Origin of the sequence: Prescottella defluvii (assembly GCF_000738775.1) — a bacterium.
Taxonomy (GTDB): Bacteria; Actinomycetota; Actinomycetes; order Mycobacteriales; family Mycobacteriaceae; genus Prescottella; species Prescottella defluvii.
Map to the genome: position 1 here is coordinate 66,612 of NZ_JPOC01000016.1, position 26,906 is coordinate 93,517.

25 protein-coding genes are annotated in these 26,906 nt (G+C 70.6%); 16 read left to right on the forward strand and 9 right to left on the reverse strand.

Translation table 11 applies throughout. From position 1 onward, the window contains the following. Positions 1-29 precede the first annotated feature (29 nt). Positions 30-446 carry a hypothetical protein gene (locus IJ15_RS0105860; RefSeq protein WP_031937410.1) on the forward strand — a complete coding sequence of 139 codons (417 nt, stop codon included), beginning with the start codon at positions 30-32 and terminating at the stop codon, positions 444-446. A 22-nt stretch (positions 447-468) separates the two neighbouring features. Here the strand turns inward: IJ15_RS0105860 and IJ15_RS0105865 are convergent, their stop codons facing one another. Together IJ15_RS0105865 and IJ15_RS0105870 are read right to left on the reverse strand one after the other, a co-directional pair. Continuing rightward, the gene (locus tag IJ15_RS0105865) at positions 469-963 is read right to left on the reverse strand and encodes a GNAT family N-acetyltransferase (RefSeq protein ID WP_031937411.1); all 495 of its coding nucleotides are present in this window, start codon (positions 961-963) and stop codon (positions 469-471) included. Positions 964-989: 26 nt separating this feature from the next. Next, positions 990-1,595 carry an acid phosphatase gene (locus IJ15_RS0105870; RefSeq protein WP_031937412.1) on the reverse strand — a complete coding sequence of 202 codons (606 nt, stop codon included), beginning with the start codon at positions 1,593-1,595 and terminating at the stop codon, positions 990-992. Positions 1,596-1,661: 66 nt separating this feature from the next. Here IJ15_RS0105870 and IJ15_RS0105875 point away from each other — a divergent pair, with 66 nt between their 5' ends. Then, a complete protein-coding gene (locus IJ15_RS0105875; RefSeq protein ID WP_031937413.1) occupies positions 1,662-2,465 on the forward strand; it encodes a ParA family protein in 804 nt (267 codons plus the stop codon). A gap of 10 nt (positions 2,466-2,475) precedes the next feature. On the opposite strand, the gene IJ15_RS0105880 is transcribed toward IJ15_RS0105875, so the two are convergent. The 4 genes from IJ15_RS0105880 to IJ15_RS0105895 are packed head-to-tail and all read right to left on the reverse strand — an operon-like array spanning position 2,476 to position 7,527. Further along, positions 2,476-3,711, reverse strand: a complete 1,236-nt coding sequence (locus tag IJ15_RS0105880) for an amidohydrolase (protein ID WP_031937414.1) — start codon at positions 3,709-3,711, stop codon at positions 2,476-2,478. A 48-nt stretch (positions 3,712-3,759) separates the two neighbouring features. Beyond that, entirely contained in the window at positions 3,760-4,584 is an 825-nt protein-coding gene (locus tag IJ15_RS0105885; protein WP_031937415.1) for an SDR family oxidoreductase, read from the reverse strand. Positions 4,585-4,635: 51 nt separating this feature from the next. Beyond that, on the reverse strand, positions 4,636-5,850 hold the full coding sequence (locus IJ15_RS0105890; protein ID WP_031937416.1) for an Rv3212 family protein: 1,215 nt from the start codon (positions 5,848-5,850) through the stop codon (positions 4,636-4,638). A 21-nt stretch (positions 5,851-5,871) separates the two neighbouring features. Next, positions 5,872-7,527, reverse strand: coding sequence for a DEAD/DEAH box helicase (locus tag IJ15_RS0105895; RefSeq protein WP_031937417.1), 1,656 nt, complete (start codon positions 7,525-7,527; stop codon positions 5,872-5,874). 367 nt (positions 7,528-7,894) lie between these two features. Here IJ15_RS0105895 and IJ15_RS0105900 point away from each other — a divergent pair, with 367 nt between their 5' ends. Continuing rightward, on the forward strand, positions 7,895-8,575 hold the full coding sequence (locus IJ15_RS0105900; RefSeq protein ID WP_031937418.1) for a ferritin-like fold-containing protein: 681 nt from the start codon (positions 7,895-7,897) through the stop codon (positions 8,573-8,575). Between the two features lie 108 nt (positions 8,576-8,683). Beyond that, positions 8,684-8,917 (forward strand): DUF3107 domain-containing protein, encoded by a 234-nt coding sequence (locus IJ15_RS0105905; RefSeq protein ID WP_197059763.1) that lies wholly within the window; start codon positions 8,684-8,686, stop codon positions 8,915-8,917. 79 nt (positions 8,918-8,996) lie between these two features. On the opposite strand, the gene IJ15_RS0105910 is transcribed toward IJ15_RS0105905, so the two are convergent. Then, entirely contained in the window at positions 8,997-9,668 is a 672-nt protein-coding gene (locus tag IJ15_RS0105910) for a TetR/AcrR family transcriptional regulator (protein WP_031937420.1), read from the reverse strand. A 369-nt stretch (positions 9,669-10,037) separates the two neighbouring features. Between IJ15_RS0105910 and IJ15_RS0105915 the strand changes: the two genes are divergently transcribed. From IJ15_RS0105915 to IJ15_RS0105930, 4 genes are read left to right on the forward strand one after another with little or no spacing between them, the layout of a single operon-like run. Next, positions 10,038-11,045, forward strand: coding sequence for a DUF3152 domain-containing protein (locus tag IJ15_RS0105915; RefSeq protein WP_407984027.1), 1,008 nt, complete (start codon positions 10,038-10,040; stop codon positions 11,043-11,045). A 13-nt stretch (positions 11,046-11,058) separates the two neighbouring features. Beyond that, entirely contained in the window at positions 11,059-11,829 is a 771-nt protein-coding gene (locus IJ15_RS0105920; RefSeq protein ID WP_031937422.1) for a beta-phosphoglucomutase family hydrolase, read from the forward strand. A gap of 41 nt (positions 11,830-11,870) precedes the next feature. After that, positions 11,871-13,049, forward strand: a complete 1,179-nt coding sequence (gene moeZ, locus IJ15_RS0105925) for an adenylyltransferase/sulfurtransferase MoeZ (protein WP_031937423.1) — start codon at positions 11,871-11,873, stop codon at positions 13,047-13,049. Between the two features lie 59 nt (positions 13,050-13,108). After that, positions 13,109-13,966 carry a TIGR02569 family protein gene (locus IJ15_RS0105930; protein ID WP_031937424.1) on the forward strand — a complete coding sequence of 286 codons (858 nt, stop codon included), beginning with the start codon at positions 13,109-13,111 and terminating at the stop codon, positions 13,964-13,966. Here IJ15_RS0105930 and IJ15_RS0105935 read toward each other — a convergent pair. Further along, a complete protein-coding gene (locus IJ15_RS0105935) occupies positions 13,963-14,637 on the reverse strand; it encodes a FadR/GntR family transcriptional regulator (protein ID WP_031937425.1) in 675 nt (224 codons plus the stop codon). The genes IJ15_RS0105930 and IJ15_RS0105935 overlap by 4 nt on opposite strands. A gap of 162 nt (positions 14,638-14,799) precedes the next feature. On the opposite strand from IJ15_RS0105935, the gene IJ15_RS0105940 reads away from it, so the two are divergent. The 8 genes from IJ15_RS0105940 (at position 14,800) to IJ15_RS0105975 (ending at position 26,141) form a co-directional block, all read left to right on the forward strand. After that, entirely contained in the window at positions 14,800-16,050 is a 1,251-nt protein-coding gene (locus IJ15_RS0105940; RefSeq protein ID WP_051918536.1) for a CynX/NimT family MFS transporter, read from the forward strand. Positions 16,051-16,233: 183 nt separating this feature from the next. Beyond that, a complete protein-coding gene (locus tag IJ15_RS0105945) occupies positions 16,234-17,631 on the forward strand; it encodes a nitrate/nitrite transporter (RefSeq protein ID WP_031937427.1) in 1,398 nt (465 codons plus the stop codon). Then, a complete protein-coding gene (locus IJ15_RS0105950; protein WP_031937428.1) occupies positions 17,628-19,748 on the forward strand; it encodes a molybdopterin oxidoreductase family protein in 2,121 nt (706 codons plus the stop codon). Before IJ15_RS0105945 ends, IJ15_RS0105950 begins: the two co-directional genes overlap by 4 nt. Beyond that, positions 19,745-21,229 carry an FAD-dependent oxidoreductase gene (locus IJ15_RS0105955; protein WP_051918538.1) on the forward strand — a complete coding sequence of 495 codons (1,485 nt, stop codon included), beginning with the start codon at positions 19,745-19,747 and terminating at the stop codon, positions 21,227-21,229. The genes IJ15_RS0105950 and IJ15_RS0105955 overlap by 4 nt, the downstream gene beginning before the upstream one ends. Next, complete coding sequence (nirB, locus tag IJ15_RS0105960; protein ID WP_031937430.1) at positions 21,226-23,751, forward strand: nitrite reductase large subunit NirB; 2,526 nt, start codon at positions 21,226-21,228, stop codon at positions 23,749-23,751. Before IJ15_RS0105955 ends, nirB begins: the two co-directional genes overlap by 4 nt. Positions 23,752-23,815: 64 nt before the next feature. Then, the gene (locus tag IJ15_RS0105965) at positions 23,816-24,250 is read left to right on the forward strand and encodes a nitrite reductase (NAD(P)H) small subunit family protein (protein ID WP_031937431.1); all 435 of its coding nucleotides are present in this window, start codon (positions 23,816-23,818) and stop codon (positions 24,248-24,250) included. A 5-nt stretch (positions 24,251-24,255) separates the two neighbouring features. Further along, positions 24,256-25,428, forward strand: coding sequence for a uroporphyrinogen-III synthase (locus IJ15_RS0105970; RefSeq protein ID WP_031937432.1), 1,173 nt, complete (start codon positions 24,256-24,258; stop codon positions 25,426-25,428). After that, positions 25,425-26,141 (forward strand): sirohydrochlorin chelatase, encoded by a 717-nt coding sequence (locus tag IJ15_RS0105975; protein ID WP_031937433.1) that lies wholly within the window; start codon positions 25,425-25,427, stop codon positions 26,139-26,141. The genes IJ15_RS0105970 and IJ15_RS0105975 overlap by 4 nt, the downstream gene beginning before the upstream one ends. Here IJ15_RS0105975 and IJ15_RS0105980 read toward each other — a convergent pair. Then, the gene (locus IJ15_RS0105980) at positions 26,095-26,895 is read right to left on the reverse strand and encodes an acyl-CoA thioesterase domain-containing protein (protein WP_051918539.1); all 801 of its coding nucleotides are present in this window, start codon (positions 26,893-26,895) and stop codon (positions 26,095-26,097) included. The genes IJ15_RS0105975 and IJ15_RS0105980 overlap by 47 nt on opposite strands. Between the last annotated feature and the right edge of the window lie 11 nt (positions 26,896-26,906).

Here is a 26,906-nt window from a genome sequence, read left to right on the forward strand (position 1 = left end):
GGATCACGCGGGTGTTCTAGGCTGGCTGCGTGTCGAACCAGTCTGCGCCCACTCCGATTCCCAGCACTGTCCGTGGGGCAGGCGCCCTGGTGGCGCTCGAGGGCGGTGCCGCAGTCGGTGTCGCCCTCACCCTGATCATCCGTGGCCTGCTCGGTGCCGACCAGAGCATGACCAGCGGTTACGGCACGGCCGCCTGGTTCGCGATTCTCGGTGGTGCCGTCCTGGCGGCGGGCATCGGGCTGTTCCTCGGTCACCGCTGGGGCCGCACGATCGGCGTCATGACCCAGCTGCTGTTGCTGCCCGTCACGTGGTACGTGCTCACGTCGCACCGCGTGCTCTGGGCGATCGTGTTGGGCGCGGTGGTGCTCGCCGCCCTGCTGCTGCTGTTCTGGAACAGCACCTCGCGGTGGGTGGCCGAGGGCTACAGCGCCCCCGACGAGTACTAGGCCCGGCTCCCGGGCCCGACCGTCACGGCGCCCGGGTGGCGAGTGCGGCCAGCGCCTCGCCGCTGAGACGGTACGTCGTCCACTCGTCCTGAGCCACCGCACCCAGCGACTCGTAGAACCCGATCGACGGCGTGTTCCAGTTCAGCACCGACCACGCCAGCCGGGTGTATCCCTGGCTCACGCATTCGTCGGCGAGGGTCGCGAGTAGGGCCTTGCCGTACCCGGCGCCGCGGTGCTCGGGCGTGACGTACAGATCCTCCAGGTAGATCCCGTGCACGCCGTCCCAGGTCGAGAAGTTGCGGAACCACAGCGCCGTCCCGACGATCACGGGCGCGTTCGCTTCGTCGGCCGGAATTTCGACGACGTGTGCGAAGACGGCCGGCGCGGGACCGAAGAGGGCCGTCGTGATCTGCTCCGGAACCACCGTGCACTCGTGCCGTGCCTTCTCGTACTCGGCGAGTTCGTAGATCAGGCCGGTGATCGCCGCGACGTCGTCGGGGGTGGCCCGGCGGATCACGGCCCGGCCGACGTTCGTGGGTGCGTTCACTGGAAACCTTCTTCTCTCGGGGTGACGTTGTGGGCGAGGATCGTTCGGAAGCCGTGTTCGTAGCCGAGGACGGTGTGCGCGGCGGGGGAGAGGACGAACCGACGTCCCTCGGCGACCGGCAGGTCGACCCAGCGGGCGATCAGTGCGCGGAAGAAGTGGCCGTGCCCCACCAGCACCACGTCGCGGTCCACGAGCGTGGCCTCGCACGTGCCCACCACCATGTCGGCGCGGGACATCACCATGTCGTGGGTCTCGCCGGCCGGGCACGGGTGTGTCCAGACCGTCCAGTGCGGAATCTGTTCGCGGATCTCGGGTGTGGTGAGGCCCTCGAGTTCGCCGTAGTCCCATTCGGTGAGGGCGTCCCACCGGCGGTCCTCGGTGAGCCCCGCCAACGCAGCGGTCACGTGCGCCCGTCGGCGCGGGCTGGTGACGACCAGGGGATCGCGCAGTCGTAGGTCGGCGAGCTGCCGGCCGGCCGCGCGGGCCTGCTCCGCGCCGTGTTCGGTCAGCACCACCTCGGTCGTGCTCGTGTGCCGGCCGAGCCGGGACCATTCCGTCTCGCCGTGCCGCAGCAGGACGAGCCGGCGGTCGGGTGAGGTCATGGGCCAATCATGCCGGGTGCGGCCGAACCCTCGCCTTCGGGCCTCGAGTACGCAAGGATCTAGGCCGTGACGACGGTACTGGCTGTAGCGAATCAAAAGGGTGGGGTAGCCAAGACCACGACGGTTGCTTCACTGGGGGCGGCGCTCGTGGACCTCGGCCGGCGGGTGCTGGTCGTGGACCTCGACCCGCAGGGGTGTCTGACGTTCTCGTTGGGGCACAACCCCGATCGGCTCGAGAAGTCGGTGCACGACGTGCTCACGGGGGACGCGTCGGTACGGGACGTGCTGCTCGAGACGGTCGACGGGGTGATGCTGTTGCCGGCGACGATCGACCTCGCGGGTGCGGAGGCGCTGCTGTTGATGCGGCCGGGGCGCGAGTTCGCGCTCGCGCGGGCCCTCGCCCCGGTCCTCGACGACTTCGACGTGGTCGTCATCGACTGTCCGCCGTCGTTGGGCGTGCTGACCCTCAACGGACTGACCGCGGCGCAGCAGGTGCTGGTGCCGCTGCAGTGCGAGACACTCGCGCACCGCGGTGTCGGACAGTTGCTACGGACCGTCTCGGAGGTCCAGGAGATCACCAATCCCGGCCTCGTGCTGTTGGGCGCGCTGCCGACCCTGTACGACGCCCGCACCACCCACAGCCGGGATGTCCTGTCCGACGTCTCGGACCGGTACGACCTGCCGGTGCTCGCGCCGCCCATCCCGCGGACGGTGCGGTTCGCGGAGGCGTCGGCATCGGGTTCGACGGTGCTCGCGGGCCGGAAGAACAAGGGCGCGGAGGCTTACCGTGAACTGGCGCAACACCTTTCGGCGTACTGGTCCGGGGGTGCCGAGCTGGTGACGTTCACGTCGTACGAGGGGACCGCCTGACCCGATCGGGTCAGTCCAGCCACTCCCTGGCGGCGGTCACCAGCGCCGAGACGCCCATCGTGATCGTCGGCTCGATCACCGGGGCGTAGTAGGGCGAGTGGTTGGGCGGCAGGTCGGGTGCGGTGCCGGACGCCGCGGCCTTCGCGAAGATCTCCGGGTCGGCGCCGCCGAGAATCCAGTAGCAGATCGGGGCGCCCGACGCGGTCGCGAAGACTCCGACGTCCTCGCTCGCTGCCCCGGCCCCCGGGTCGATCACGTTGTCGTCGCCGAACCGGGTGCGGAAGGCGGCCGTGGTCCGGGCGACGGCGTCGGCGTCGTTGACCAGGACGGGGAACGAATCGATCGGGGAGATCTCGGGTGCGCGCGGCGCATTCGACGCCTCGGACTCCGCCTCGACGATGCGGGTGATCGCGTCGAGCACGCGGGTGCGAACGTCGGGGTCGTACGTGCGGATGTTGAGTTTCAGTTCGGCGCGGTCCGGAATCACATTGGCCTTGGTTCCGGCCTGGAGTGCGCCGACCGTGACCACGACCGTGTCGGTGGGTGCGACGGTGCGCGAGACGACGGTCTGCAGGCGCATCACCGTCGCGGCGGCCATGACCACCGGGTCGACGGACTCCTGGGGCATCGACCCGTGCGAGCCGGTGCCGTGCAGGAGGACCCGCAACGAGTCGGCGCCGGCGAACGCGGGACCCGGGTGCGCCGCGAGCATGCCGGCGGGCAACGGCGCGACGTGCTGGCCGAGCACGACGTCCGGTTTCCCGAACCGCTCGAACAGTCCGTCGTCGATCATCCGCTCCGATCCCGAGCCGAGTTCCTCTCCGGGCTGGAACACCGCCATCACCGTGCCGGACCACGAATCCTTTTCGCGCACCAGCACTTCCAGTGCACCCAGCAGGCAGGTCACGTGCATGTCGTGCCCGCACGCGTGTGCGACGGGGACCTCGCTGCCGTCGGCGTCGGTCGTGCGTACCGTGCTCGCGTACGGCAGTCCGGTCTTCTCCTCGACCGGCAGGGCGTCCATGTCGGCGCGCAGCAGGGCGGTGGGGCCGTCACCGTTGCGGATCATGCCCACGACGCCGGTCCCGCCGACCCCGGACGTCGTGTCGATGCCCAGTTCGCCGAGTTTCGTCGCCACCCGGTCCGCGGTGCGAGTCTCCGCGAACGACAACTCGGGGTGCCGGTGCAGATCGCGATAGAAGTCGGCCAGCCAGGGCGCGGTGCGGGAGGGATCGGGTCCGGTCATCACTCAACCTCGCTCGGTCGGGACGGGTGGTTCCGTCCCCAGCGTAGGTCAGCGCGCGAAGTGGCGGGTCAGATCCTCGGGAGTCGGTTCCCAGACGGCCGGCCAGTCGGCTTGGCGGAGCAGTGCATCCGTGCCGCCGTCGGCGAACAGGACGCTGCCGCACAGCAGCGATGCGGTGTCTCCGACCAGGAAAGCGATCAGTGCGGCGATCTCGTCCGGACGCCCACGACGTCCGATCGGGACGGGGTAGAAGTCCAGCGCCTTGGCCAGTTCCGGGTCGAGGTCGGGGCCGGATGTCATGGGCGTGTCGATCATGCCCGGAGCGACCGCGTTGAGTCGGATGCCCGCACCGATCCACTCCTGCGTCACCGCCTCGCGGCGTACCCATCGGGCCAGTGCGAGCTTGGATGCCGGGTAGGCGGGGATGGCGCCGACCTCGTCGCCGAGTGCGATGGCCTCGGCCTCGTTCCCGGACAGGCAGGACGCCACGAGGTGCTCGGGGAGTCCAGGCTGCGTGCTGGTGCTGCTCGACGAGATGGCGACGGCGTACGCCCGTTCGGCGCGCGCGAGGACGGGGCGCAACTCGTTCAGGAAGTCGACGACACCGAAGTAGTTGACCGCCACCAACTCTCCGCCCGTGTAGGACGACAGTGGCCCGCGGCCCGCGCAGCACACCGCGGCGTCGAGGATGCCGTCGGTGGCCTCGACGACCGCGGCCGCGGCGTGCGTCCGCCCGTCGGGGGTGGACAGGTCCGCGGTGATTTCCGTACCCGCCAGGTCGACTCCGACGACGTGGTGGCCGGAGTTGCGGAGGAGGGTGACGGTGGCGGCGCCGATGCCCGAGGCCGCGCCGGTGACGACGATGTTCGACATTCCGAAATTAGAACACGTTTCACCCGCGGGGGTGTGGGGAATCGGTGCGGGTCAGCGGAGCGCGACGACCTCGCTGCCGCGCTGTTCCAGGACGACGTCGCCGACGACGGCGGTCGCGACGGGGACCGCGTCGCTGTCGCGGGTCACCGGGATCCGCCGCTGCTCCACGCCGGTGGCGGGGTCGAGCACCGCGATCGCGCCGGGCACCGGCACCAGCAGGGAACCCGCCATGGTGGCGCCGGGCCCGAGGGCGCCGGGGAACGTCCAGCGGGGGGCGAGTTCGCTGGCGGACAGGGCGATCAGTTCCGAGCCCGTCCACCACGTGAACACCGACCCGTTGCGTGCTGCCGTGGCGTGGGGACTCACGTCGCCGGGGACCGGGTAGGACGCGGTTTCGTTTCCGGTGCCGTCGTGGACGGTGTAGCGGGCGCTGCTGATCGGTCCGGCCGGCTGATAGATCGCGGTGTGGTCCCCGGATGCCGCGATGAGGCGGGCGCCCGGCGAGTCGGCACCGAGTCCGGTGAGCAGGACCGTCCCGAACTCCTCGGGTTCCTGATTGTCCTTGGGGGCCGCGTCGAGGATGCTGAGCCGGTCGGCGGCCTCGTCGGGGCAGTCCATCAGAACGGACACGCGGGTACCGCCGGCCGCCGCGGTGCGCAGTTCGCAGCCGGGATGAGGTTGCTTGCCGGGATTGATCGGCGCGTCGACCCTGCCGAACTCGAGGGTTCGCACCAGATCCGAGCGCCACAGTTCCATCCGCTGCGAGCCGCGGGAGACGACGTAGGTGCCGTCGTAGGACAGGGTCACCTCGTCGTCGGCGTCGCTGGATCGCTGCGCCTTCCGTTCGCCGGTCGCCCCGTCGAGTTGGGTGACCTGGCTGCAGCCACGCTGGTCGCGATAGACGGCGACCACGGTGTTCCAGGCGCCGATCGCGCCGCACAGTGGCATGTTCCGCTGATACCGCCACACCTCGTCGCCGGTCAGCCGGTCGCGACCGGTGACGGTTCCGCCCTCCGCGGTCGCGACCACACCGGTCGCGACGAGCGGGGCGGTGGTCTCTGGGCTGTCCGCCCGCCAGATCTCGTGGAGCGACTCCGGCGGCGTCAGGACGGTATCGACCTCTGCCACAGGGGCATCCGAGGTGACGGAGGTGGTGCCCCGAGCGTCGCTCCGGATCCAGATCACCGCCGCGGCGATCGCGACGACGATCGCGATGATCGCGGCGACGGCGACGTCCAGACGGGTACGACGCTCGGGTGCCAGCACAGGTGGCAGACTACCTCGGTCCTACTCGGCGGCTGCCGAGACGCTCACCGGCTCCGACCCTGCCTGTCCGTCGGCTCCCGCGGAGGTGCGACGGCGACGACGGCGACGGCGGGGCGCGGCGGCCTCGTCCGATGCCGGTCCCGCGGTGGGGGCGCCCACCGACGCGGTCTCGCCGCTGCCGGTCGACTTCTCGGTGGTGGCCGCGGACCCGTCGGTGGCCTGGCCGGCGCGGGTGCGCCGACGGCTACGGGTGCGCTTGGGGGCGTCCGACTTCTCGGCCTTCTCGCCGCCGGCGGCTCCGCGCGCAGGCCGGTCGGTCGACTCGGTGCGCTCGGCCCGCGGCTTGCGGATCGTGCCCTTCGACTCGGTCGGGATGCCCAGATCCTCGTACAGGTGCGGCGAGCTCGAGTACGTCTCCACCGGATCGGAGATGCCGAGGTCGAGCGCCTTGTCGATCAGCTGCCAGCGGGGGATGTCGTCCCAGTCGACCAGCGTGATCGCGGTACCGGTGCGACCCGCACGACCGGTGCGGCCGATGCGGTGCACGTAGGTCTTCTCGTCCTCGGGGCACTGGTAGTTGATGACGTGGGTGACGTCGTCGATGTCGATGCCGCGGGCCGCGACGTCGGTCGCGACGAGAACGTCGACGGTGCCGTTGCGGAACGCCTTGAGGGCCTTCTCGCGGGCGATCTGGCCGAGGTCACCGTGCACGGCGCCGACGTTGAAGCCGCGCTCGTTCAGATCGTCGGCGACCTTCTGTGCGGTGCGCTTGGTGCGGGTGAAGATCATCGTCGCGCCGCGGCCGTCGGCCTGCAGGACGCGGGCGACCATCTCGGCCTTGTCGAGGGCGTGCGCACGGTAGATGTGCTGCGTGGTGCGCTCGTGGACGGCGGACGAGTCCGGCTCCTCGGCGCGGATGTGCGTCGGCTGCGTCAGGAACGTGCGCGCGAGCGTGATGATCGGGCCCGGCATGGTGGCCGAGAAGAGCATCGTCTGACGCTTGTCCGGAACCATGCCGAGGATGCGCTCGATGTCGGGCAGGAAGCCGAGGTCGAGCATCTCGTCGGCCTCGTCGAGAACCAGGACGCCGACCTTGCCGAGGATCAGGTGACCCTGGTTGGCGAGGTCGAGCAGACGTCCGGGGGTGCCGACGATGACGTCGACGCCCTTGCGGAGCGCGTCGATCTGCTGCTCGTAGGGGCGTCCGCCGTAGATGGACAGGACTTCGAGCTTCTTCTTGCCGGCCTTCAGGTACTTCGCCGCGTTCTCGAGGTCCTCGGTCACCTGGATGCACAGCTCGCGCGTCGGCACGATCACGAGGGCGCGCGGGGTGCCGTCGAGCGGGGTGGTGCCGGAGTCGGAGGTGGACACGCGGTGCAGGAGCGGGATGCCGAATCCGAACGTCTTGCCCATGCCGGTGCGGGCCTGACCGATGAGGTCGTCGCCGGCGAGGGCGAGGGGGAGCGTGAGCTCCTGGATGGCGAAGGTGCGCTCGATGCCGATCTCGCCGAGTGCCTTGACGATCTCGTCGCGGACGCCGAGTTCGGCGAACGTGGGCGGGGTGTGCGTCTCGTCCAACTGCGCCGAGAGCGTCGTCTCGGTGGCGGCGTGGTTGCTGTCTTCGTGGTCGATCGTGATCTTGCTCAGGGAACTGGCCTTCCTCGTATCGGCACGCACGCACGAGGTAAGGGGCCAGGCCGTAAGTCGGCCTAAGTCGGTGCCCTCTTGTGCGGTGGCCCAGCCTCCGTCTCAGCGCGAAGATCGTTCGATCTCGGCGAGACGCGGCGAGCGCCGTCGATCAGGTGCGCGCACATTATCTACAGGAGCCCGTGTCCGAGCCGCGTGCGAATCGGTCCGGATCGCGAACGAAATCGACGTCGGATCATCGGTTCCGAAACGCGGAACTGCGGCGGAAATAACGGTCTCCCGTCACAATTGTAGCGGCCGAGGCGAAGGAATCTTGCACCTGCATGGCGTAGATCACGATTCGTGGCGTGTCCCGTCGCCGATGGTGAGTCGCACTCACGGATTAGGCTGTGGCGTCATGGGAGCCGATTCGTCCACGTCGTCCGTGCCGACCATTGCCGCCGATCACCCCGGTGTGGGCGAATTGTTCGCGGTCCTCGCCTACGGCGAGATCTCCGCGTTCTACCGCCTCGCGGAGGATGCCCAGATGGCGCCGACGTTGCAGGGCCGGGTGGCCTTCGCGAGCATGGCCGCCGCCGAGATGGCGCATTTCGAGACCCTCCACGCGGCACTGACCGACCGCGGTCTCGAGATCTACGCGGCGATGGATCCGTTCGTGCGCGCCCTCGACGCCTACCACGCGTCCACCGACCCGTCGACGTGGCTGGAGTCCCTGGTCAAGGCCTATGTCGGTGACGGTATCGCCGCGGACTTCTACCGCGAGATCGCGCATTCCCTCGATCCGGCGGTCGGCGGCATCGTCCGCGAGGTCCTCGCCGAGGTCGGTCACTCGGAGTTCGTCGTGCAGGAAGTGCGGGCCGCGGTCGCGTCGAGCAAGACCGAGAAGGACCGCCTGATGCTGTGGGGTCGGCGACTGCTCGGCGAGGCCATCACGCAGGCCCAGTACGTGCTGGCCCAGCGCGAAGACCTCACCGACCTGGTGATGAACGCGACCGGCAGCCTCAACGGAGTGGCCGCGCTCTTCGACAACATGCAGGCCAAGCATTCCGAGCGCATGGCCGTGCTGGGCCTGGTCTGAGGGGACTGTTCGCTGACAGCACAGCGGCACGGCGGGCTCGGCGGGGTGGTGCTGCATTAATCTGGCCGAGACAGCTTTGGAAGCGCTCGGAGAGTTCGGAGGTTGACCGTGGAGGTCAAGATCGGTGTAACTGACAGCCCGCGTGAGCTAGTCGTGAACAGCGCCCAGTCGCCCGAAGAGGTGGAGGCGCTGGTGAAGGACGCGGTCGCCGGCAAGGCTGACGGTGTTCTCGCGCTCGTCGACGACAAGGGGCGCAAGTTCCTGGTGCAGGCGGGACGGATCACCTACGTGGAGATCGGCCCGTCGGACAGCCGCAAGGTCGGCTTCGCCGCCACGAGCTAGAACCGAGACACACACGAAGGGCGCGCAGTCGACATCGACTGCGCGCCCTTCGCGTGAAACCGGAAGGTGTCGGTACCGGCTACTTGGTCTCGGCGTGCAGCGGCACGTGCGACAACCCGCCCCAGGCGAGGGCGACCGTCGTGTCGACGGCTTCCTCCTTCGGGATGGGGCGCGCGGCCTCGAGCCAGTACCGGGCGGTGAACTGGCTGGTTCCGACGAGACCGACCGCCAGGATGCGGGCCCGATACGGGTCGAGTCCGGAATCGTGCGCCACCAGATCGAACACCGCGTCGACGCACGCCTCGGTGGCCTGCTCGACGCGACGCGCCACCTGCGGCTCACCCATCAGGTCGGACTCGAAGACCAGTCGGAAGCCCTGGGAGTCGTTGTCGACGAAATCGAAGAACGCCTGCACCGCGGCACGCACACGCTGCCGGTTGTCCGTCGTGGACCGCAGCGCCTGCCGCACGCCCGAGATGAGGACGTCGACGTAGCTCTGCAGCACCGCGACGTACAACTCGAGTTTGCCGGGGAAATGCTGGTACAAGACCGGCTTGCTCACTCCCGCGCACTCGGCGATCTCGTCCATCCCGGCGGCGTGATAGCCGCGGCTGACGAAGACCTCGCTGGCGGCCGCGAGCAACTGAAGGCGCCGTGCATCCCGGGGTAGGCGGGTGCTGCGGCGAGTGCCCTGACCGTTTGCGGTCGTGGCGGCGCGATCGGAGTGTGTCCGATCCGCGAGTTCAGTCATGTCGCTCCCAATCTGCACAAAGAACCCCGCTTCGTTCGGTGTCCGACGTCACGAACGTCCCGGGGCAAGATAAATCATTTGAACGATACCCGGACGGATCTCCGCCGAATTCGCTGTACTGAATTGTCGGACCGAGTCGGCGTCCACGGTCACCGACGGTGGCATTCGGCGACGTGCCGACGGCGCTCCTGGTGGTGAGTACTCCAGGATCCCACGCCGAGCACCTGCGCGCGAGGTGAGCGTCTCGATTCCGGCGCACCGGGTGAACCGCTCGGCGGACTGTGAGATTCTGGCTGGGTGACTGACCGAGGAGGACCGCGCCTGGGGGGCACAGTTCCCGAGGTGTCCGACGACCCGACGTCCGACGACATCAGGAACGGTGACAGCAGGAACAACGGACCCGATCCCGGTCGTGTGCCCGATCCGTACGAGCCTCTGCGGGCCCTGTGGGATCCCACTCGCCGGAACATCGGGCGTCCTCGCGTACCGCGTCCGGAGCGCGCGCTGCGGAAGCAGAGCCGGCTCGGCAAGTTCGTCTCCATGTACGGCTGGCGGGCGTACGCGATCCCGGTCCTGCTGGTCGTGACCGTGCTCGTCGTCGTGGACGCGGTCCGTGGCATCGGTGACTCGGCTCCGGCGGCGTCGAGCAGTCCCGGGTTCGGTGAGCTCAGCCATGAGGACGGCACCGACATCATCGGTGTCCCGCCGCTCGCCGACGGCAACTTCGCCGACACCGTGCCGGCGGGCGCGCTGCCCGAGGGGGGACCGTTCACCGCGACCGCCGCCGGCACCTGGCACGTGGTGCCGGGGACGAGCGGGCAGGTCGGCCAGGGCACCGAGCGGGTCTTCACGTACACGGTGGAGGTGGAGGACGGGATCGACACCGCCGGGTTCGGCGGCGACGAGTCGTTCGGCCGGATGGTGGACCAGACCCTGGGCAACCCCAAGAGCTGGACCCAGGACCCCCGATTCGCGTTCCGCCGGGTCGATCAGGGCGAGGCCGACTTCCGCATCTCGCTGACGTCGCAGATGACGATCCGCGAGGCGTGCGGGTACGACATCCAGCTCGAGGTGTCCTGCTACAACCCGGGGATCGAGCGGGTGGTTCTCAACGAGCCGCGATGGGTGCGGGGCGCCATCGGATTCCAGGGCGACATCGGTTCGTACCGGCAGTACCAGATCAACCACGAGGTGGGGCACGCGATCGGGTACCGGGAGCATCAGCCGTGCGAGAGCGACGGCGGGCTGGCGCCGGTGATGATGCAGCAGACCTTCGGCACCGCGAACAACGACATCGCGGTGCTCGACCCCGAGGGCGTCGTCCCGATGGACGGCAAGATGTGCCGGTTCAACCCCTGGCCGTATCCGCGAGTCTGAAGGAGTGGCAGCCGTGTCCGATGCATCGTCCGCGGCTGCGCCCGTCGTCCGCATCGGGGACACCGTGTGCGCCGGGTTCCTGTTCGACATGGACGGCGTCGTCACCGACACCGCGCGGGTCCACGCCCGGGCCTGGACCCGGCTGTTCGACGAGTTCCTCGACGGCCGGGGCCGGGGCGAACCGCATTTCACCCCGGACGACTACGTCACCTACGTCGACGGCCGGCCCCGCGTCGACGGGGTCGCCTCGTTCCTCGCGTCGCGGTCGATCGACGTTCCGCGCGGCGATCCGTCGGATCCCCCGGAGGCGGACACCGTGTGCGGGCTCGCGGCCCGCAAGGATGCGCTGTTCCTGCACGAACTCGACGAGCACGGCGTGGAGGCCTTCCCCGGAACGGTGGCCGTGATCGGGCGGTTGCGGGCCGCGCACGTCCCCGTCGCGCTGGTGACCGCGAGCCGCAACGCGGACCGGGTGCTGACGGCGGCGGGCCTGGACGGCAGCTTCGACGCCCGTGTCGACGGCGTCGACGTCGACCGGCTGTCGCTGGCCGGCAAACCCGATCCGGCGACGTATCTCGAGGGTGCGCGGCGGCTGGGTCTGGCGGCCTCGCGGTGTGTCGTCCTCGAGGACGCGCTGTCCGGTGTGGAGGCGGGCCGCCGCGGGGGCTTCGGGGTGGTTGTCGGCGTCGACCGCACGCATCACGCCGACGCCCTGCGCGAGGCGGGGGCCGACGTCGTGGTCGCGGACCTGAGCGACCTCGAGGTGCGTTTCCCGACGGCCTAGGCTGGACGCGAGCGTTGAACGGTCGATGTCAGGAGTGTGCGGTGCCCGCGAGTAGTCAGCTTCCCCCACTGGTCGAACCCGCAGGGGAGTTGAGCCGTGAGGAGGTCGCGCGGTACAGCCGACATCTGATCATCCCGAATGTGGGGACGGCCGGGCAGAAGCGGCTCAAGAACGCCCGCGTGCTCGTGATCGGTGCCGGCGGGCTGGGTTCGCCCACGCTGATGTACCTCGCGGCGGCCGGTGTCGGCACGATCGGCATCGTCGACTTCGACGTCGTCGACGAGTCCAATCTGCAGCGGCAGGTCATCCACGGCACCTCCGACGTCGGCCGTTCCAAGGCGCAGAGCGCGCGGGCGAAGATCCGGGAGATCAATCCGCACGTCGACGTGCGTCTGCACGAGTTCCGGCTGGACGCGTCCAACGCGGTCGCGTTGTTCGAGCAGTACGACCTGATTCTCGACGGCGCCGACAACTTCGCCACCCGCTACCTCGTGAACGACGCCGCGGTGCTGGCCGGCCGGCCGTACGTGTGGGGTTCGATCTATCGCTTCGAGGGGCAGGTGTCGGTGTTCTGGGATGCCGCGCCGGACGGTCGCGGCATCACGCTGCGCGACCTGTACCCGGAGGCGCCGCCGCCGGGCACGGTGCCGTCGTGCGCGGAGGGCGGGGTGCTCGGGGTGCTGCCCGCCTCCGTCGGCTCGATCATGGCGACGGAGGCGATCAAGCTGATCACCGGTATCGGGGAGCCGTTGCTGGGCCGGTTGATGATCTACGACGCCCTCGCGATGAACTACCGGACCGTGAAGTTGAGTCGCGATCCCGACCGGGTGCCGGTCACCGAGCTGATCGACTACGACGCCTTCTGCGGCGTGGTGCCGGTGGCGGACGCGGACCGCGATTCGACGATCACCCCGCTGGAACTGCGGGAGTTGATCGACTCGGGCGCCGACATCGCGATCGTCGACGTCCGTGAGCCGGTGGAGTGGGACATCGTGCACCTGCCCGGTGCCACGCTGATCCCGAAGGGCCGGATCCTGTCCGGGGAGGCGCTCGCCGAACTGCCCCAGGACAAGCGCATCGTGCTGCACTGCAAGACCGGTGTCCGGTCGGCCGAGGCCCTCGCGGCCGTCCGCCGGGCGGGTTTCGCCGATGCGGTGCATCTGCAGGGCGGCGTGATCGCGTGGGCCCACCAGGTCGATCCGTCGCTCCCGGTCTATTGAGCCGGCCCGCCCGGAGCGCCTCACCGATCCGGCCGCGGTCCGGCGGTAGCCTGACGGCTGTGAGTTCTGCGCAACCGCCCCAGCACGTGTGTTCGACCTTCGGTCTCCGTGAGGTCGATCCGGTGGCCCTGGGCGCGGACTGGGAGGGCGGCTGGCGGTTGGGCGACGTCGTGCTCTCTCCGGTCGCCGATCACGCCCGCGCGGCATGGTCGGCGAAGGTCCGCGAAACCCTGGCCGTGGACGCGGTTCGGCTCGCGCGCCCGGTGCGTGCCACGGACGGCCGCTACGTGGTGTCCGGTTGGCGGGCCGACACCTTCATCGTCGGAACTCCCGAGCCGCGTCACGACGAGGTCGTGTCGCTGTCGCTGCGCCTGCACGCCGCGACGGCGCAGTTGGAGCGTCCGCGTTTCCTTGCACAGCCGCCGGTCGCGCCGTGGGCCGACGATGTCGACGTCTTCGTCGCCGCCGACCGGGCCGCATGGGAGACCGTGCCGCTGCGGACGGCGCGTGCCGCCGGCGCGCTCGAGAACCTGACCGCCGACGCGCAGCGCAGTGTGGAACTGATCGGTCAGCTCGCGACGCTGCGCAAGCCGGTGCGGTCCCCGGACCAGCTGGTGCACGGAGACCTGTTCGGCACCGTCCTGTTCGCGGGCAGTGCCGCGCCGGGCGTCACCGACATCACGCCGTACTGGCGTCCGGCGCCGTGGGCGGCGGGTGTGGCCGTCGTCGACGCGCTGTCGTGGGGCGGCGCCGACGAGGGTCTCATCGGCCGCTGGGAGGATCTGCCCGAGTGGCCGCAGATGCTGCTGCGGGCGCTGCTGTTCCGCCTGTCGGTGCACACGCTGCACCCGCGGTCCACGCCGGACGCGCTGCCCGGCCTCATGCGCACCGCGGAACTGGTGCGGTTGATCCTCTAGGACTCGTTCCCGTATCCGGCGAGTAGTTCGTCGAAGAAGCAGCGGGCGGCCGCGACGGCCCGGTCCGCGTCGCCGGCGATCACTGCCTCGACGAGCGAGGTGTGTTCGTCGTGGAAGGCGGCCCCGGTGGCGGAGGCGTGCTTGAAGATCGTCTCTTCGATCGCGGGCAGCAGCGAGTCGTAGAACTCGAGATACACCCGGTTGTGGCTGGCCGCGACGATGCCGCGGTGCAGCGCGATGTCGGCGGTGATCGCGGTGCGCAGGTCGGCCGATTCCCATGCCGTGGTCCGGTGGTCGAGCAGGGTGCGGAGGGTCTCGACGTCGTCCTCGTCGCGGCGTTGCGCGGCCAGTCCGGCCGCGGTGACGTCCAGCGACTGACGGAGTTCGAGGACGTCGCGTTCGTGGGCTCCGGCGAAGTACTTGCCGAGGGTGCCGCTCACTTCGGAGTCGGCGAGCACGAAGGTCCCGGAGCCCTGGCGCCGTTCGAGCAGTCCGGAATGGACGAGGGCCTGGACGGCCTCGCGCACGGTGTTGCGTCCTGTCCCGGTCAGCTCGGACAGTTCGGGCTCGGTGGGGATGCGTGTGCCGACGGGCCAGTTGCCGGACCGGATCTCGTCGCGGAGTTGGTCGGTCACCTGGGCGATCAGGGTGCTGCGGCGGACGGGTTGCACTGTGCTCCTGGGATCGGCGTGTGGGGGCTCACGAACTTTATGCTTTGCGCACTGTCATCCGGTCATCCTATGATTTCTCGGTCGGGTGCGCAGGCCGTCAGGCGGGTCCGCGCCTGTCGCAAGCTCCCACGATTCACCAGCTACACGAGAACGAGGCGATAGATGACTGCGTCCGCGACGCCCACACCCACACGAGGCCCGCAGCCCCTGCTCGCGGGCCGGGTACTGGTGTTCGCGGCCATCGTGATGTCGGCGTTGACGCTGCGTCTGGCGGTCACGTCGTTCTCGCCGCTCGCGTCGCAGATCAGTGACGACCTCGGCTTCTCGTCCACCATCGTCGGGGTCTTCGGCATGGTGCCGACCGCGATGTTCGCGGTGTTCGGTCTGCTCACCCCGGCGATCGCCCGCCGCCTCGGCCTCGAGCGGACGGCGTTGCTGGCCATGATGATGGCCGGAATCGGCATGCTCACCCGCGCGATGGTCGGCGACACGTGGTCGCTGCTGGCGCTGTCGGCGCTCGCGCTCGGCGGCATGGGTATCGGCAACGTCGTGATCCCGCCTCTGGTCAAGCGCTACTTCAGCGACCGACTGGCGCTCATGAGTTCGGTCTACATCACGGGCGTGCAGATCGGCACGATCCTGCCGGCGACGATCGCGGTGCCGCTCGCCGACGCGTTCGACTGGCGCGTCTCGCTCGGTGTGTGGTCGCTGCTCGGCTTCGCGGCCGCCGCGCCGTGGCTGATGATTCTCGCCCGCGGCCGCAAGAAGGACGCCGCCGCCACCACCGCCGCGGCGCTGCCGGCGGAGTCGCACGCGCCCGGCCGGCCGTGGCGCTCGCCGGTGGGCTGGGGCATGGCCGGCATGTTCGGCATGACCTCGCTCATCACGTACTCGATGTTCACGTGGATTCCCGAGATCCTCACCGAGGCCGGCGCGAGCGAGTCGTTCGGCGGCAGCATGGTCGCGCTGTTCTCCCTGATGGGACTCGTCGCCGCGTTCGGCGCACCGACGGTGTGCGCGCGGATGCGCAATCCGTTCCCGATCGTCGTGGGCTGCGCGGTCTGCTACGCGATCGGCTTCACCGGACTGTTCCTGGCGCCGATGTCGGTGCCGATCCTGTGGGTGATCATCATCGGACTCGGGCCCAGCACGTTCCCGATGGCGCTGACGCTGATCAACCTGCGCACCCGCACGCACGCCGGGTCGGCCGCGCTGTCCGGGTTCACGCAGGGCATCGGCTACACCGTCGCGTGCCTCGGCCCGCTGCTGTTCGGTGTACTGCACGAGTCCACCGGCGGCTGGGGTGCCCCGTTCGCCCTGCTCGGCGTCGCCGTCTGTGTCGTCCTGATCTCCGCGTGGGCGGCGTGCAAGCCGCGCATGCTTGAGGACAGTTGGGGCGCGAAGACGGCCTGACCTGCGGGTCCGTCGACCTCACCGCCCGGATCCGTCCGGGTGAGCGAGAGTTGACGACCGGGTCACCGGGGGCAGCACCGACGCAACACCGGCCTCCTACCTTGGGGTTTCCCACACAGGTAGGAGGCCCAGGTGACCACACTCTCCGATCGCTCCACAGCACCGGACACACGCGCACCGGTGGTGCGGGGGCACTGCATCGAGCGCTGGGACGCCGAGGACGTCGACGCGTGGGAGGCGGGCGGCAAGGACATCGCCCGCCGCAATCTCGTGTGGTCGGTGGTCGCCGAGCACGTCGGCTTCTCGATCTGGTCGATCTGGTCGGTGATGGTGCTGTTCATGCCGACGGACGTGTTCGGTATCGACGCGGCCGGCAAGTTCTTCCTCGTCGCGGTCCCCACCCTGGTCGGGTCGGTCCTGCGCATTCCCTACACGGTCGCAACGGCCCGGTTCGGTGGCCGTAACTGGACGATCTTCAGCGCGCTGGTGCTGCTGGTCCCGACGCTGCTGACGCTGTGGTTCGTGATGCACCCCGGCACGTCGTACACCACGTTCCTGCTGGTCGCCGCGACCGCGGGTGTCGGCGGTGGCAACTTCGCGTCGTCGATGGCGAACATCAACGCCTTCTACCCGCAGCGGCTCAAGGGCTGGGCGCTCGGGCTGAACGCGGGCGGCGGCAACATCGGCGTGCCGGTGATCCAGTTGGTGGGGCTGCTCGTCATCGCGACCGTCGGCAACACCGCCCCGTATCTGGTGTGTGCGGTGTATCTGATCCTGATCGCGGTCGCTGCGGTGGGCGCGGCGCTGTTCATGGACAATCTGGGCAACCAGCAGGCGGACCTGCGTTCGATGGCGCACGCGCTGCGGATCCGCGAGTCGTGGATCGTCAGTTTCCTGTACATCGGCACCTTCGGATCGTTCATCGGGTTCAGCTTCGCGTTCGGGCAGGTCCTGCAGATCAACTTCCTCGCGGGCGGAGACACCCCGGCGCAGGCCGCGCTGCACGCCGCGCAGATCGCGTTCCTCGGACCCCTGCTCGGATCGATCGCCCGCCCGCTCGGCGGCAAGCTCGCCGACCGGATCGGCGGCGGTCCCGTCACGCTCTGGACGTTCGCGGCGATGGTGCTCGCGGCCGCCGTCCTGGTCGCGGCGGGAAGCGCCGACGACGCCACCCCGGGGGCGGCCACCGGAGTCACCATGACGGCGCTGGTGATCGGTTTCGTGGTGCTGTTCGTGCTGTCGGGCCTCGGCAACGGCTCGGTCTACAAGATGATCCCGTCGATCTTCGAGCGTCGCTCCCGCTCGATCGACGGGCTGGACGCGGCGGCGCGAGCCGCGTGGTCGCGCAACATGTCCGGCGCGCTGATCGGCTTCGCCGGGGCGGTCGGCGGACTCGGCGGCGTCGGCATCAACCTGGTGCTGCGGGCGTCGTACAGCAGCCCCGCCAAGTCTGCGACCATGGCGTTCTGGGTGTTCCTCGGCTTCTACGTCGTGTGCGCGCTCGTCACGTGGGTTGTGTTCGTGCGCCGCACTGCGGTCGGGAAAGACGCTGCCGGACAACCGATCGCGGTGACGTCGTGACCGCACCTGTCGTTGCCGGCCGGACCGACACGCACTGCCCCTACTGCGGGCTGCAGTGCGCGATGACGCTCACACCCGGCGGCGGGTCCGGCGTGACCGTCACGGGACGGCAGTTCCCGACCAATCGGGGCGGACTGTGCCAGAAGGGCTGGACCAGCGCCGAACTGCTGCGCCACCCCGACCGGCTCACGACCCCGCTGATCCGGGTCGACGGGCGCCTGCGGCCGACGTCGTGGGACGACGCCCTGGACCGGGTCGCGGACGGCTTCCGGGCCGCGCAGGACGCGGGCGGCCTTGACGCCGTGGGGATCTTCGGCGGCGGCGGGCTCACGAACGAGAAGGCCTACCTGCTGGGTAAGTTCGCGCGGGTCGCGCTGGGCACGTCGAACATCGACTACAACGGACGGTTCTGTATGTCGTCGGCCGCCGCGGCCGGGATCCGGGCGTTCGGGCTGGACCGTGGGCTGCCGTTCCCGGTGTCGGATCTGACGTCCGCGAAGGCGATCCTGTTGGTCGGCGGCAACGTCGCCGAGACGATGCCGCCCTTCCTCGGGCATCTCGCGGCGGCGGCCGACGCCGGTGGGCTGATCGTCGTCGACCCCCGTCGCACCGCGACCGTGGAGCGGGCGCTCGCCGGCGGTGGCCTGCACCTGCAACTCGCGCCGGGCACGGATCTGCCGCTCGCGCTGGGCATGCTGCATCTCGCGGTCACCGAGGGGCACCTCGACCGCGAGTACGTCGAGGCACGTACCACCGGTTTCGACGACGCGTGGCTCGCGGCGGCGCAGTGGTGGCCCGAGCGCACCGAACGCGTCACCGGGGTGCCGGTCGCGGCCCTGCGCCGAGCGGTGGAGGTCCTGTCCCGTTCGCGCCGCTCCGACACCGGGGCTTACGTCCTCACTGCACGCGGCGCGGAGCAGCACGCCACCGGCACCGACACCGTGTCGGCGTGGATCGCGCTGGCGCTGGCACTGGGACTGCCGGGACGCCGCGGCAGTGGCTACGGCCCGATCACCGGGCAGGGCAACGGCCAGGGCGGACGCGAGCACGGGCAGAAGGCCGACCAACTGCCCGGCTACCGCAAGATCACCGATCCCGCTGCGCGCGAACATGTCGCGCGGGTGTGGGGCATCGACCCGGCGGAGCTGCCCGGTCCGGGCCGCAGCGCGTACGAACTGCTCGACGCGCTCGGGCGACCGGACGGTCCGCGAGCGCTGATGGTGCACGGCGCCAACCTCGCGGTGTCGGCCCCGCGCGCCGGGCACGTCGTCGACCGCCTGCGCTCGCTGGACCTGCTGGTGGTGTGCGACTTCCTGCTCTCGGAGACCGCCGCGATGGCGGATGTCGTGCTGCCGGTGCTGCAGTGGGCCGAGGAGGAGGGCACCATGACGAGCCTCGAGGGCCGGGTGCTCCGGCGCCGCCGCGGTGCGGTGCCGCCCGACGGCGCCCGGGGTGAGCTGGAGGTGTTGCGGGAGTTGGCCGTTCGGCTCGGCCAGCCCGAACACCGGTTCCCGGCGGAGCCGCGGGTGGTGTTCGACGAACTGCGTCGCGCATCGGCGGGCGGGGTCGCCGACTACGCCGGTGTCACGCACGACCGACTCGACGCGGGGGAGGTGCTGCACTGGCCGTGCCCCGACGTCGGGCATCCCGGGACGCCCCGGCTGTTCCTGGACCGGTTCGCGACCGACGACGGTCGCGCCCGGTTCACGGCGGTCGAGCATCGCGGCCCCGCCGAGGCGACGGATTCCGAGTACCCGTTGATCGCGACGACGGGACGGGTTCTGGCGCACTACCAGTCGGGTGCGCAGACCCGACGGGTCGGCGAACTCGCGGCCGCGGCCGGCCCGATGTTCGTGCAGGTCCACCCCGACACTGCGGACCGTGTCGGTGTGCGTGACGGCGACGACGCCGCCGTCGTGGGCCGGCGGGGACGGGTCGCGGTGACGGTGCGGTGCGACGAGTCGATGCGACTGGACACCGTGTTCCTGCCGTTCCACTTCGCGGGCGACGCCCGCGCGAATCTACTGACCAACCCGGCCCTGGATCCGACGAGCCGGATGCCGGAGTTCAAGGTGTGCGCGGTCCGCCTCGAGCAGGCCCGGGCGGTGACTCCGTGACCCGGCGGGTGGTGATCGTCGGCAACGGCATGGCCGGGGCGCGGCTGGCCGAGGAACTGCGACGGCGGGAGCGTGATCCGGGCCGGCTCGAGATCGTGGTGTTCGGTGCGGAGCCGCGGGCGTCGTACAACCGGATCCTGCTCTCGAACGTGTTGGCGGGCAGCATCACCGCGCGCGACACCCGGCTGCGGCCGGACGACTGGTGGGCCCGCAATCACATCGACGTGCGTGTCGGGGTGCGCGTGCAGGCGATCGACACTGCGACACAGGTGGTGTGCACCGCCGATGGTGCGGCGCTCGGCTACGACGAGCTGGTCCTCGCGACGGGCAGCACATCGTTCGTGCCGCCGGTCGAGGGACTGGACGTCGCCGCCGACGGGGTGGCCGCGTTCCGGACCGTGGAGGACTGCGACCGGATCGCCGCCGTCGCCGCGCCGGGGTGCCGGGCGGTGGTGCTCGGTGGCGGGCTGCTCGGGCTCGAGGCGGCGCGTGGGTTGCTGTTGCGCGGGGCCGACGTCACCGTCGTGCACCCCAAGGCGGTGCCGATGGAGCGGCAACTGGACGACGGGGGCGGCCGGGTACTCACCCGCGTGCTGACCGGTCTGGGCATGCGGGTGTCACTGGGGCGCCGGGCGGTCGCGCTGCGCGACGACCCGACGGGACGGACGTTGCTCCTCGACGACGACACGGCACTGCCCGCCGACCTGGTGGTGCTCACGGCGGGTATCCGGCCCGCCACCGAACTGGCGTTCGCCGCCGGAGTCGCGATCGAGCGCGGCATCGTCGTCGACGACGGACTGCGCACCGGCGTCCCACACGTGTGGGCGATCGGGGAGTGCGCGCAGCACCGCGGCGAGGTGTACGGACTGGTGCAGCCGGGCTGGGAGCAGGCGGAGGTGGTGGCCGACCGGATCACCGGCGCCGACCCGGCCGCCGAGTACCACGGCACCCCGGCGGTCACGAGGCTCAAGGCCCACGACATCGATCTCGCGTCGATGGGTGAGGTGAGCGCGGACCTGCACGACGGTGAGCGCGAGGTCCTCACCGTCGCCGATCCGGCCCGGGGCCGGTACGCCAAACTCGTCGTCGCGGACGAGCGGATCGTCGGCGCGGTGCTGCTGGGCTGCCCGGACGTCGTCGGGACCGTCACCCAACTGTTCGACGCGGAACTGCCGGTGCCGCAGGACCGTATGACGCTGCTGACCGGTCGAGGTGCGGCAGCGGTGGAGTCGGTCAGTCCGGCCGGCATGCCGGGCAGTGCGGTGATCTGCCGGTGCAACTCGGTCACCAAGTCGAGCCTCACGGGCGCCTGGAGGGCGGGCGCACGCTCGGTCTCGGCACTCGCGGCCGCGACCCGCGCGACGACGGGCTGTGGCGGCTGCGGGTCGGCGGTGGAGGGCATCTGCGAGTGGCTGCGGACGACCGATCCGCAGCACGAGGAAGCGAACATTCAACCGGCACGGAAGGAAGGTGCGGCATGAGCGGACGGACCGCGATCGTGATCGGACACGGCATGGTGGGACACCGGTTCGTCGAGGCGCTGCGGGCGCGCGACGACGCCGAGGCATGGAGGGTCGTCGTGCTGTGCGAGGAGATTCTGCCCGCCTACGACCGGGTGGCGTTGTCGTCGTACGTCGGGACCTGGGATGTGCGGGAACTCGCGCTGGCGGGTAACGACTTCGCCGGTGATCGGGCCGTCGACCTGCGGGTGGGGGTGCGGGCGGAGTCGATCGATCGGGTCGCTCGCACCGTGACGACGTCGACGGGGGAGGCGCTGGACTACGACGCCCTCGTCCTGGCGACCGGATCGTATCCGTTCGTTCCGCCGGTCCCCGGGCACGAGCACGACCTGTGTTTCGTCTACCGCACGCCGAGCGACCTCGACGGTATCCGGGCCCGCGCCTCGGCCGCCGCTCCGGGCGCGGTCGGTGTCGTCATCGGCGGCGGTCTGCTCGGACTCGAGGCCGCGAACGCGTTGCGGCAGTTGGGCATGACGCCGCACATCGTCGAGCACAACGCCCGGCTCATGCCGTTGCAGGTCGACGAGGGCGGCGGCGCCGTGCTCGCCAGGTTGGTGACCGACCTCGGCCTCACGCTGCACATCGGCACCGGTCTCGCAGCGATCTCCGACAGCCCGGACGGGGTGCGGGTCGAGCTGTCCGACGGTTCCGTGATCGACGCGGCCCTGCTGGTGTTCTCCGCCGGTATCCGCCCCCGCGACCAGTTGGCCCGCGACGCCGGTCTGGGTGTCGCCGAGCGCGGCGGCATCCTCACCGACAGTGGTTGCGTCACCTCCGATCCTGCCGTCTACGCGGTCGGGGAGTGCGCCGCCGTGGAGGGGCGCTGCTACGGGCTCGTCGCGCCCGGCTACACCACGGCCGAGGTGGTCGCGGACCGCCTGCTCGGCGGGGATGCGGTGTTCCCGGGCGCCGACCTGTCCACCAAGCTCAAGTTGCTCGGGGTGGACGTCGCGAGCTTCGGCGACGTGCACGCCGCCACGCCGGGTGCCCTCGAGGTGGTGCTCTCCGACGCCGCGAAGGGCACCTACGCCAAGCTCGTGGTCTCCGACGACGCCCGCACCCTCCTCGGCGGCATTCTCGTCGGCGACGCGACCGCGTACGGGTCGCTGCGCCCCCTCGTGGGCCGCGAGCTTCCCGGGGATCCGGCGGCGCTGATCTCCCCGGCCGGCGAGAAGCCCGGCGCGGGTACGCTTCCCGACGACGCCCAGGTGTGCTCGTGCAACGCCGTCACCACGGGCGAGATCCGTTCGGCGATCGCGGACGGGGCGTGCGACCTCGCCGCGGTCAAGGCCTGCACCGACGCCGGCACCACGTGCGGCGGCTGCCTGCCGACGGTGAAGGCGCTTCTCGCGTCGTCGGGCGTGGAGTTGTCGAAGGCGCTGTGCGAGCACTTCACCCAGTCCCGCACGGAACTGTTCGAGATCGTGCGGGCCACCGGCACCCGCACCTTCTCGGGCCTGATCGGGCAGTACGGCACTGGAACCGGGTGCGACATCTGTAAGCCCGTGGTCGCGTCGATCCTCGCGTCCACGTCGTCGGAGCATGTCCTCGACGGTGAGCAGGCGTCGTTGCAGGACACCAACGATCACTTCCTCGCGAATATCCAGCGCAACGGTACGTACTCGGTGGTGCCGCGGATGCCGGGCGGCGAGTGCACGCCCGAACAGCTCATCACGATCGGCGAGATCGCCCGCGACTACGGGCTGTACGTCAAGGTCACCGGCGGCCAGCGGATCGACCTGTTCGGCGCCCGCGTGGAGCAGCTGCCGGAGATCTGGGCGCGGCTCATCGATGTGGGCATGGAATCCGGTCAGGCGTACGGGAAGTCACTGCGCACCGTGAAGAGTTGCGTCGGCTCGACGTGGTGCCGGTACGGCGTGCAGGACTCGGTGGGCATGGCGGTGCGGCTCGAGAACCGGTACCGCGGCCTGCGGTCACCGCACAAGATCAAGTTCGGAGTGTCGGGGTGTGCGCGCGAGTGTGCCGAGGCCCGCGGCAAGGACGTCGGCGTCATCGCCACCGAGAACGGTTGGAACCTGTACGTCGGCGGCAACGGCGGCCAGTCGCCCAAGCACGCGCAGTTGCTCGCCGCCGGTCTCGACGACACCACCCTGATCCGGTACATCGACCGCTACCTCATGTTCTACGTGCGCACCGCCGACCGTCTGCAGCGGACCGCGCCGTGGATCGAGGCGCTCGAGGGCGGACTCGAACACCTGCAGGCCGTGGTGTGCGACGACACCCTCGGCATCGCCGACGATCTCGAGGCGGCGATGGCCCGGCACGTCGCCGGCTACCGCGACGAGTGGGCGGGTGTGCTCGACGATCCGGAGAAGCTGTCGCGGTTCGTCTCGTTCGTCAACGCCCCCGAGGTGCCCGATCCGACGGTGGCGTTCGACGACTCCGGCCCGCGCAGGATCCCCCTCCTGATCGGCATTCCGGGCGTTCCGGACCGCCGGTCCGAAAGCTCCTCGCGCCGGTAATCGCCGGGTAACCCCGAAGAAACAACCCGACCGTTCAATGAACGACAGCACAGGGAGGACTGCCATGACGGTGATGGAGAGCTGGGTGTCCGGCACGACCGACATCCACGAGGCGGGCGTCGTCGCGGAGGAGCGGCACTGGACGTCGGCGTGCACGCGGGCGCATCTGCTCCCGGGGCGCGGGGTGGCCGTGCTGCTGCGGGGCGGTGCGCAGGCGGCACTGTTCCTGCTGGCGGACGGGAGCTTGCGGGCGGTGGGCAACATCGATCCGTTCGGTCGGGCCGCGGTGATGTCCCGCGGCCTCGTGGGGGACCGTGGGGGCGAGCCGACCGTGGCGTCCCCGCTGCTCAAGCAGGTGTTCTCGCTGAGCGACGGCCGCTGTCTCGACGGAGGCGGCGAGGGCGTGCGGTTGCCGGTGTACGCCGTGCGGGTGGTCGCCGGGCGCGGGGACGACGTCGTGCAGGTGTGTGCGATCCCGACACGGGAAGGTTCACCGTGACGCCCGTGGCGCCGGTGGTGCCGTCGACCGGCGACGAGCTGCGCGGGTTCACGGTCGGGATCACCGCGTCGCGGCGGGCCGACGAATTCGGGACGCTGCTGACGCGGCGCGGGGCGGCCGTCGTGCACGCACCCGCGATCCGGATCGTCCCGCTCGCCGACGATGCCGAGCTGGCCCGGGTGACGGACGCGATCATCGCCGACCCACCGGACGTCGTCGTCGCGACCACTGGCATCGGGTTTCGTGGCTGGATGGGCGCCGCCGAGGGGTGGGGCCGGGCCGAGCAGTTGCTCGATGCGCTGGGGGCCGGTCGCATCCTCGCGCGGGGGCCCAAGGCGAAGGGCGCCGTGCGGGCGGCGGACCTGCGCGAGGAGTGGTCACCGGAGTCGGAATCGTCGGCCGAGGTGCTCGAGTATCTGCTGGCGGAGGGGGTGGCCGGGCGGCGGATCGCGGTGCAACTGCACGGCGCGACGACGGAGTGGGACCCGATCCCGGACTTCTGCGCGGCGTTGCGTGCGGCCGGCGCCGACGTCGTCGCGGTGCCCGTCTACCGCTGGACACCGCCCTCCGACTGCACCGCCCTGGACAGGATGATCGCCTGCGCCGCGACGGGCGGACTCGATGCGCTGAGCTTCACCAGTGCGCCCGCGGTGGCGTCGACTTTGGGGCGGGCGCGGGACATCGGGATGCTCGAGGCGCTGCTGCAGTCGCTCGGCGGGCGGGTCGCCGCGGTGTGTGTGGGGCCGGTGACGGCCGCGCCACTGGCGTCGCTGGGGGTAGCGACCACCGCACCGTCCCGGTCCCGGCTGGGGTCGTTGGCGCGGCACATTGCGGAGGAACTGCCGCGGCGGGCCGGTCGCGTGCGGGCCGGCGGTCACGAGATCAGCGTGCGCGGCAACTGTGTGGTCGTCGACGGTGAGGTGCGGCAGTTGCCACCGGCGGGGATGGTGCTCATGCGCCGCCTCACCGAACGTCCCGGACTGGTGGTCTCCCGTGCGGATCTGCTGTCGGCGCTGCCCGGCGGCAGCGACGACACGCACGCCGTGGAGACCGCGATCGCCCGACTGCGCAGCGGCCTCGGCGTTCCCGGGGTGGTGCAGACCGTCGTCAAACGCGGCTACCGGTTGGCGATCGCGCCGGCCGACTACGACCGCCTGGTCGCGGTGGGTCTGCCGTGACATCGCCGGAACTCGTGCTCGTCGCGCACGGCACCCGCAGTCGCGCCGGTATCGACACCGTTGCTGCCCTGGCCGAGGCGGTGGCCGTGCGGGTGCCGGAGGTGCGGACCGCGTTCGTGGACGTGCTGGGGCCGTCGCCCGCCGAAGTACTGGCGACGGTGCCCGGATCTGCGGTGTTGGTGCCGGCGTTCCTGGCGTCCGGCTACCACGTCCACACCGACGTGCCGCGGGAGGTGGTGGCGTCCGGGCATCGGCGGGTGACGGTCACCCGCGCCCTCGGCCCGGACCCTGTCCTCGCGTGGATACTCGAGATCCGGCTGCGTGAATCCGGTTGGCGTCCAGGGGATGCCGTCGTGATGGCGGCGGCCGGTTCATCGGACCGGCGGGCCCGTCACGATGTGCGACGGGCCGCCGCGTTGCTGTCGGTGCGGGTGCGCCGCGATGTCCCGGTCGGCTACATCGCGACCGGGACGCCGACGGTCGCCGACGCGGTGCGGGTGTTGCGGGCGGCGGGGGAGCGGCGGGTGTTCGTCGCGTCGTATCTGCTGGCGCCCGGCCTGTTCCACACCCGACTGGCCGACGCCGGTGCCGACGGTGTCGCTGCGCCGTTGGGCGCCCACGACGCGATCGCCGACCTGGTCGCCGAGCGGTACCGGCAGGCCGCGATCAGTTCGAGAATCCCACCTGCCGCTCGGCATTCGACAGTGCCGTGACGATGCACGTGCCGATCGGTCCGCGCCGGTCGAACATGGTGGTGGAGCCGACGGCGACGCCGTCGACACCGATGTGGTTGTCGGCTTCGAGGCCGATCTCGGGTCCGTCGGGGAGCCGGGACAGGGCGAGGGTGAGGTCGGCGTTGATGTAGCCGACCCCGGCGCTGCCCCAGTTGGTCATCAGGCTCGTCGTCTCGCCGACCATCGCGGCCCGCACGAACGGTGACGGCTCCTCACCGGCGACGACGGGGACCTGGTACTGCCACAGCCGCTTCCGGCTCGACCCCTGATGGTCGGTGAGTGACGGCGACCAGCCGGCCGGGTGCCCGTCGCTGCCGATCCACGGATGCGACGGTGCCTGCAACGGCTGCAGCAGCGACAGCGGCGGCGGCTGCGGGGTGTCCGGACGCGTCCACGTCTCCCCGGGCGGCTGGACGCCGCGACGCAGGAAGACCACCGACGCGCGGGCCACGGTCTCGCCGTCCTGGATCACCTCGGCGTCCGCGAGCCGGATCCGGTTGCCGTCGCGCACACTGCGGGTGACCACGTGGAGTTGCTGCGCCCGCGCCGGCCGGAACAGGTCGACCGTCAGCCGCGCCGGCACGAATCCCTCTGCGCCGTGCTCGTTCTCGATGGCTCGGGCAAGGATGCCGGTGATCGCCGGCCCGTTGATCATGTCGGGCGACCACTTGCTGATGCCCAGTTCGAGCGGCGCGAAACCGTCCCCGTCGCGTCGTAGGAATCCGATCTCCATCGTGCTGTCCC

Excerpts from the sequence above, each read along its gene's own strand:
- IJ15_RS0105870 (WP_031937412.1), bottom strand. The coding sequence starts at position 1,595 with ATGACCTCACCCGACCGCCGGCTCGTCCTGCTGCGGCACGGCGAGACG.
- IJ15_RS0105880 (WP_031937414.1), bottom strand. The coding sequence starts at position 3,711 with ATGACCGGACCCGATCCCTCCCGCACCGCGCCCTGGCTGGCCGACTTC.
- IJ15_RS0105885 (WP_031937415.1), bottom strand. The coding sequence starts at position 4,584 with ATGTCGAACATCGTCGTCACCGGCGCGGCCTCGGGCATCGGCGCCGCC.
- IJ15_RS0105900 (WP_031937418.1), top strand. The coding sequence starts at position 7,895 with ATGGGAGCCGATTCGTCCACGTCGTCCGTGCCGACCATTGCCGCCGAT.
- IJ15_RS0105910 (WP_031937420.1), bottom strand. The coding sequence starts at position 9,668 with ATGACTGAACTCGCGGATCGGACACACTCCGATCGCGCCGCCACGACC.
- IJ15_RS0105940 (WP_051918536.1), top strand. The coding sequence starts at position 14,800 with ATGACTGCGTCCGCGACGCCCACACCCACACGAGGCCCGCAGCCCCTG.
- nirB (WP_031937430.1), top strand. The coding sequence starts at position 21,226 with ATGAGCGGACGGACCGCGATCGTGATCGGACACGGCATGGTGGGACAC.
- IJ15_RS0105965 (WP_031937431.1), top strand. The coding sequence starts at position 23,816 with ATGACGGTGATGGAGAGCTGGGTGTCCGGCACGACCGACATCCACGAG.
- IJ15_RS0105980 (WP_051918539.1), bottom strand. The coding sequence starts at position 26,895 with ATGGAGATCGGATTCCTACGACGCGACGGGGACGGTTTCGCGCCGCTC.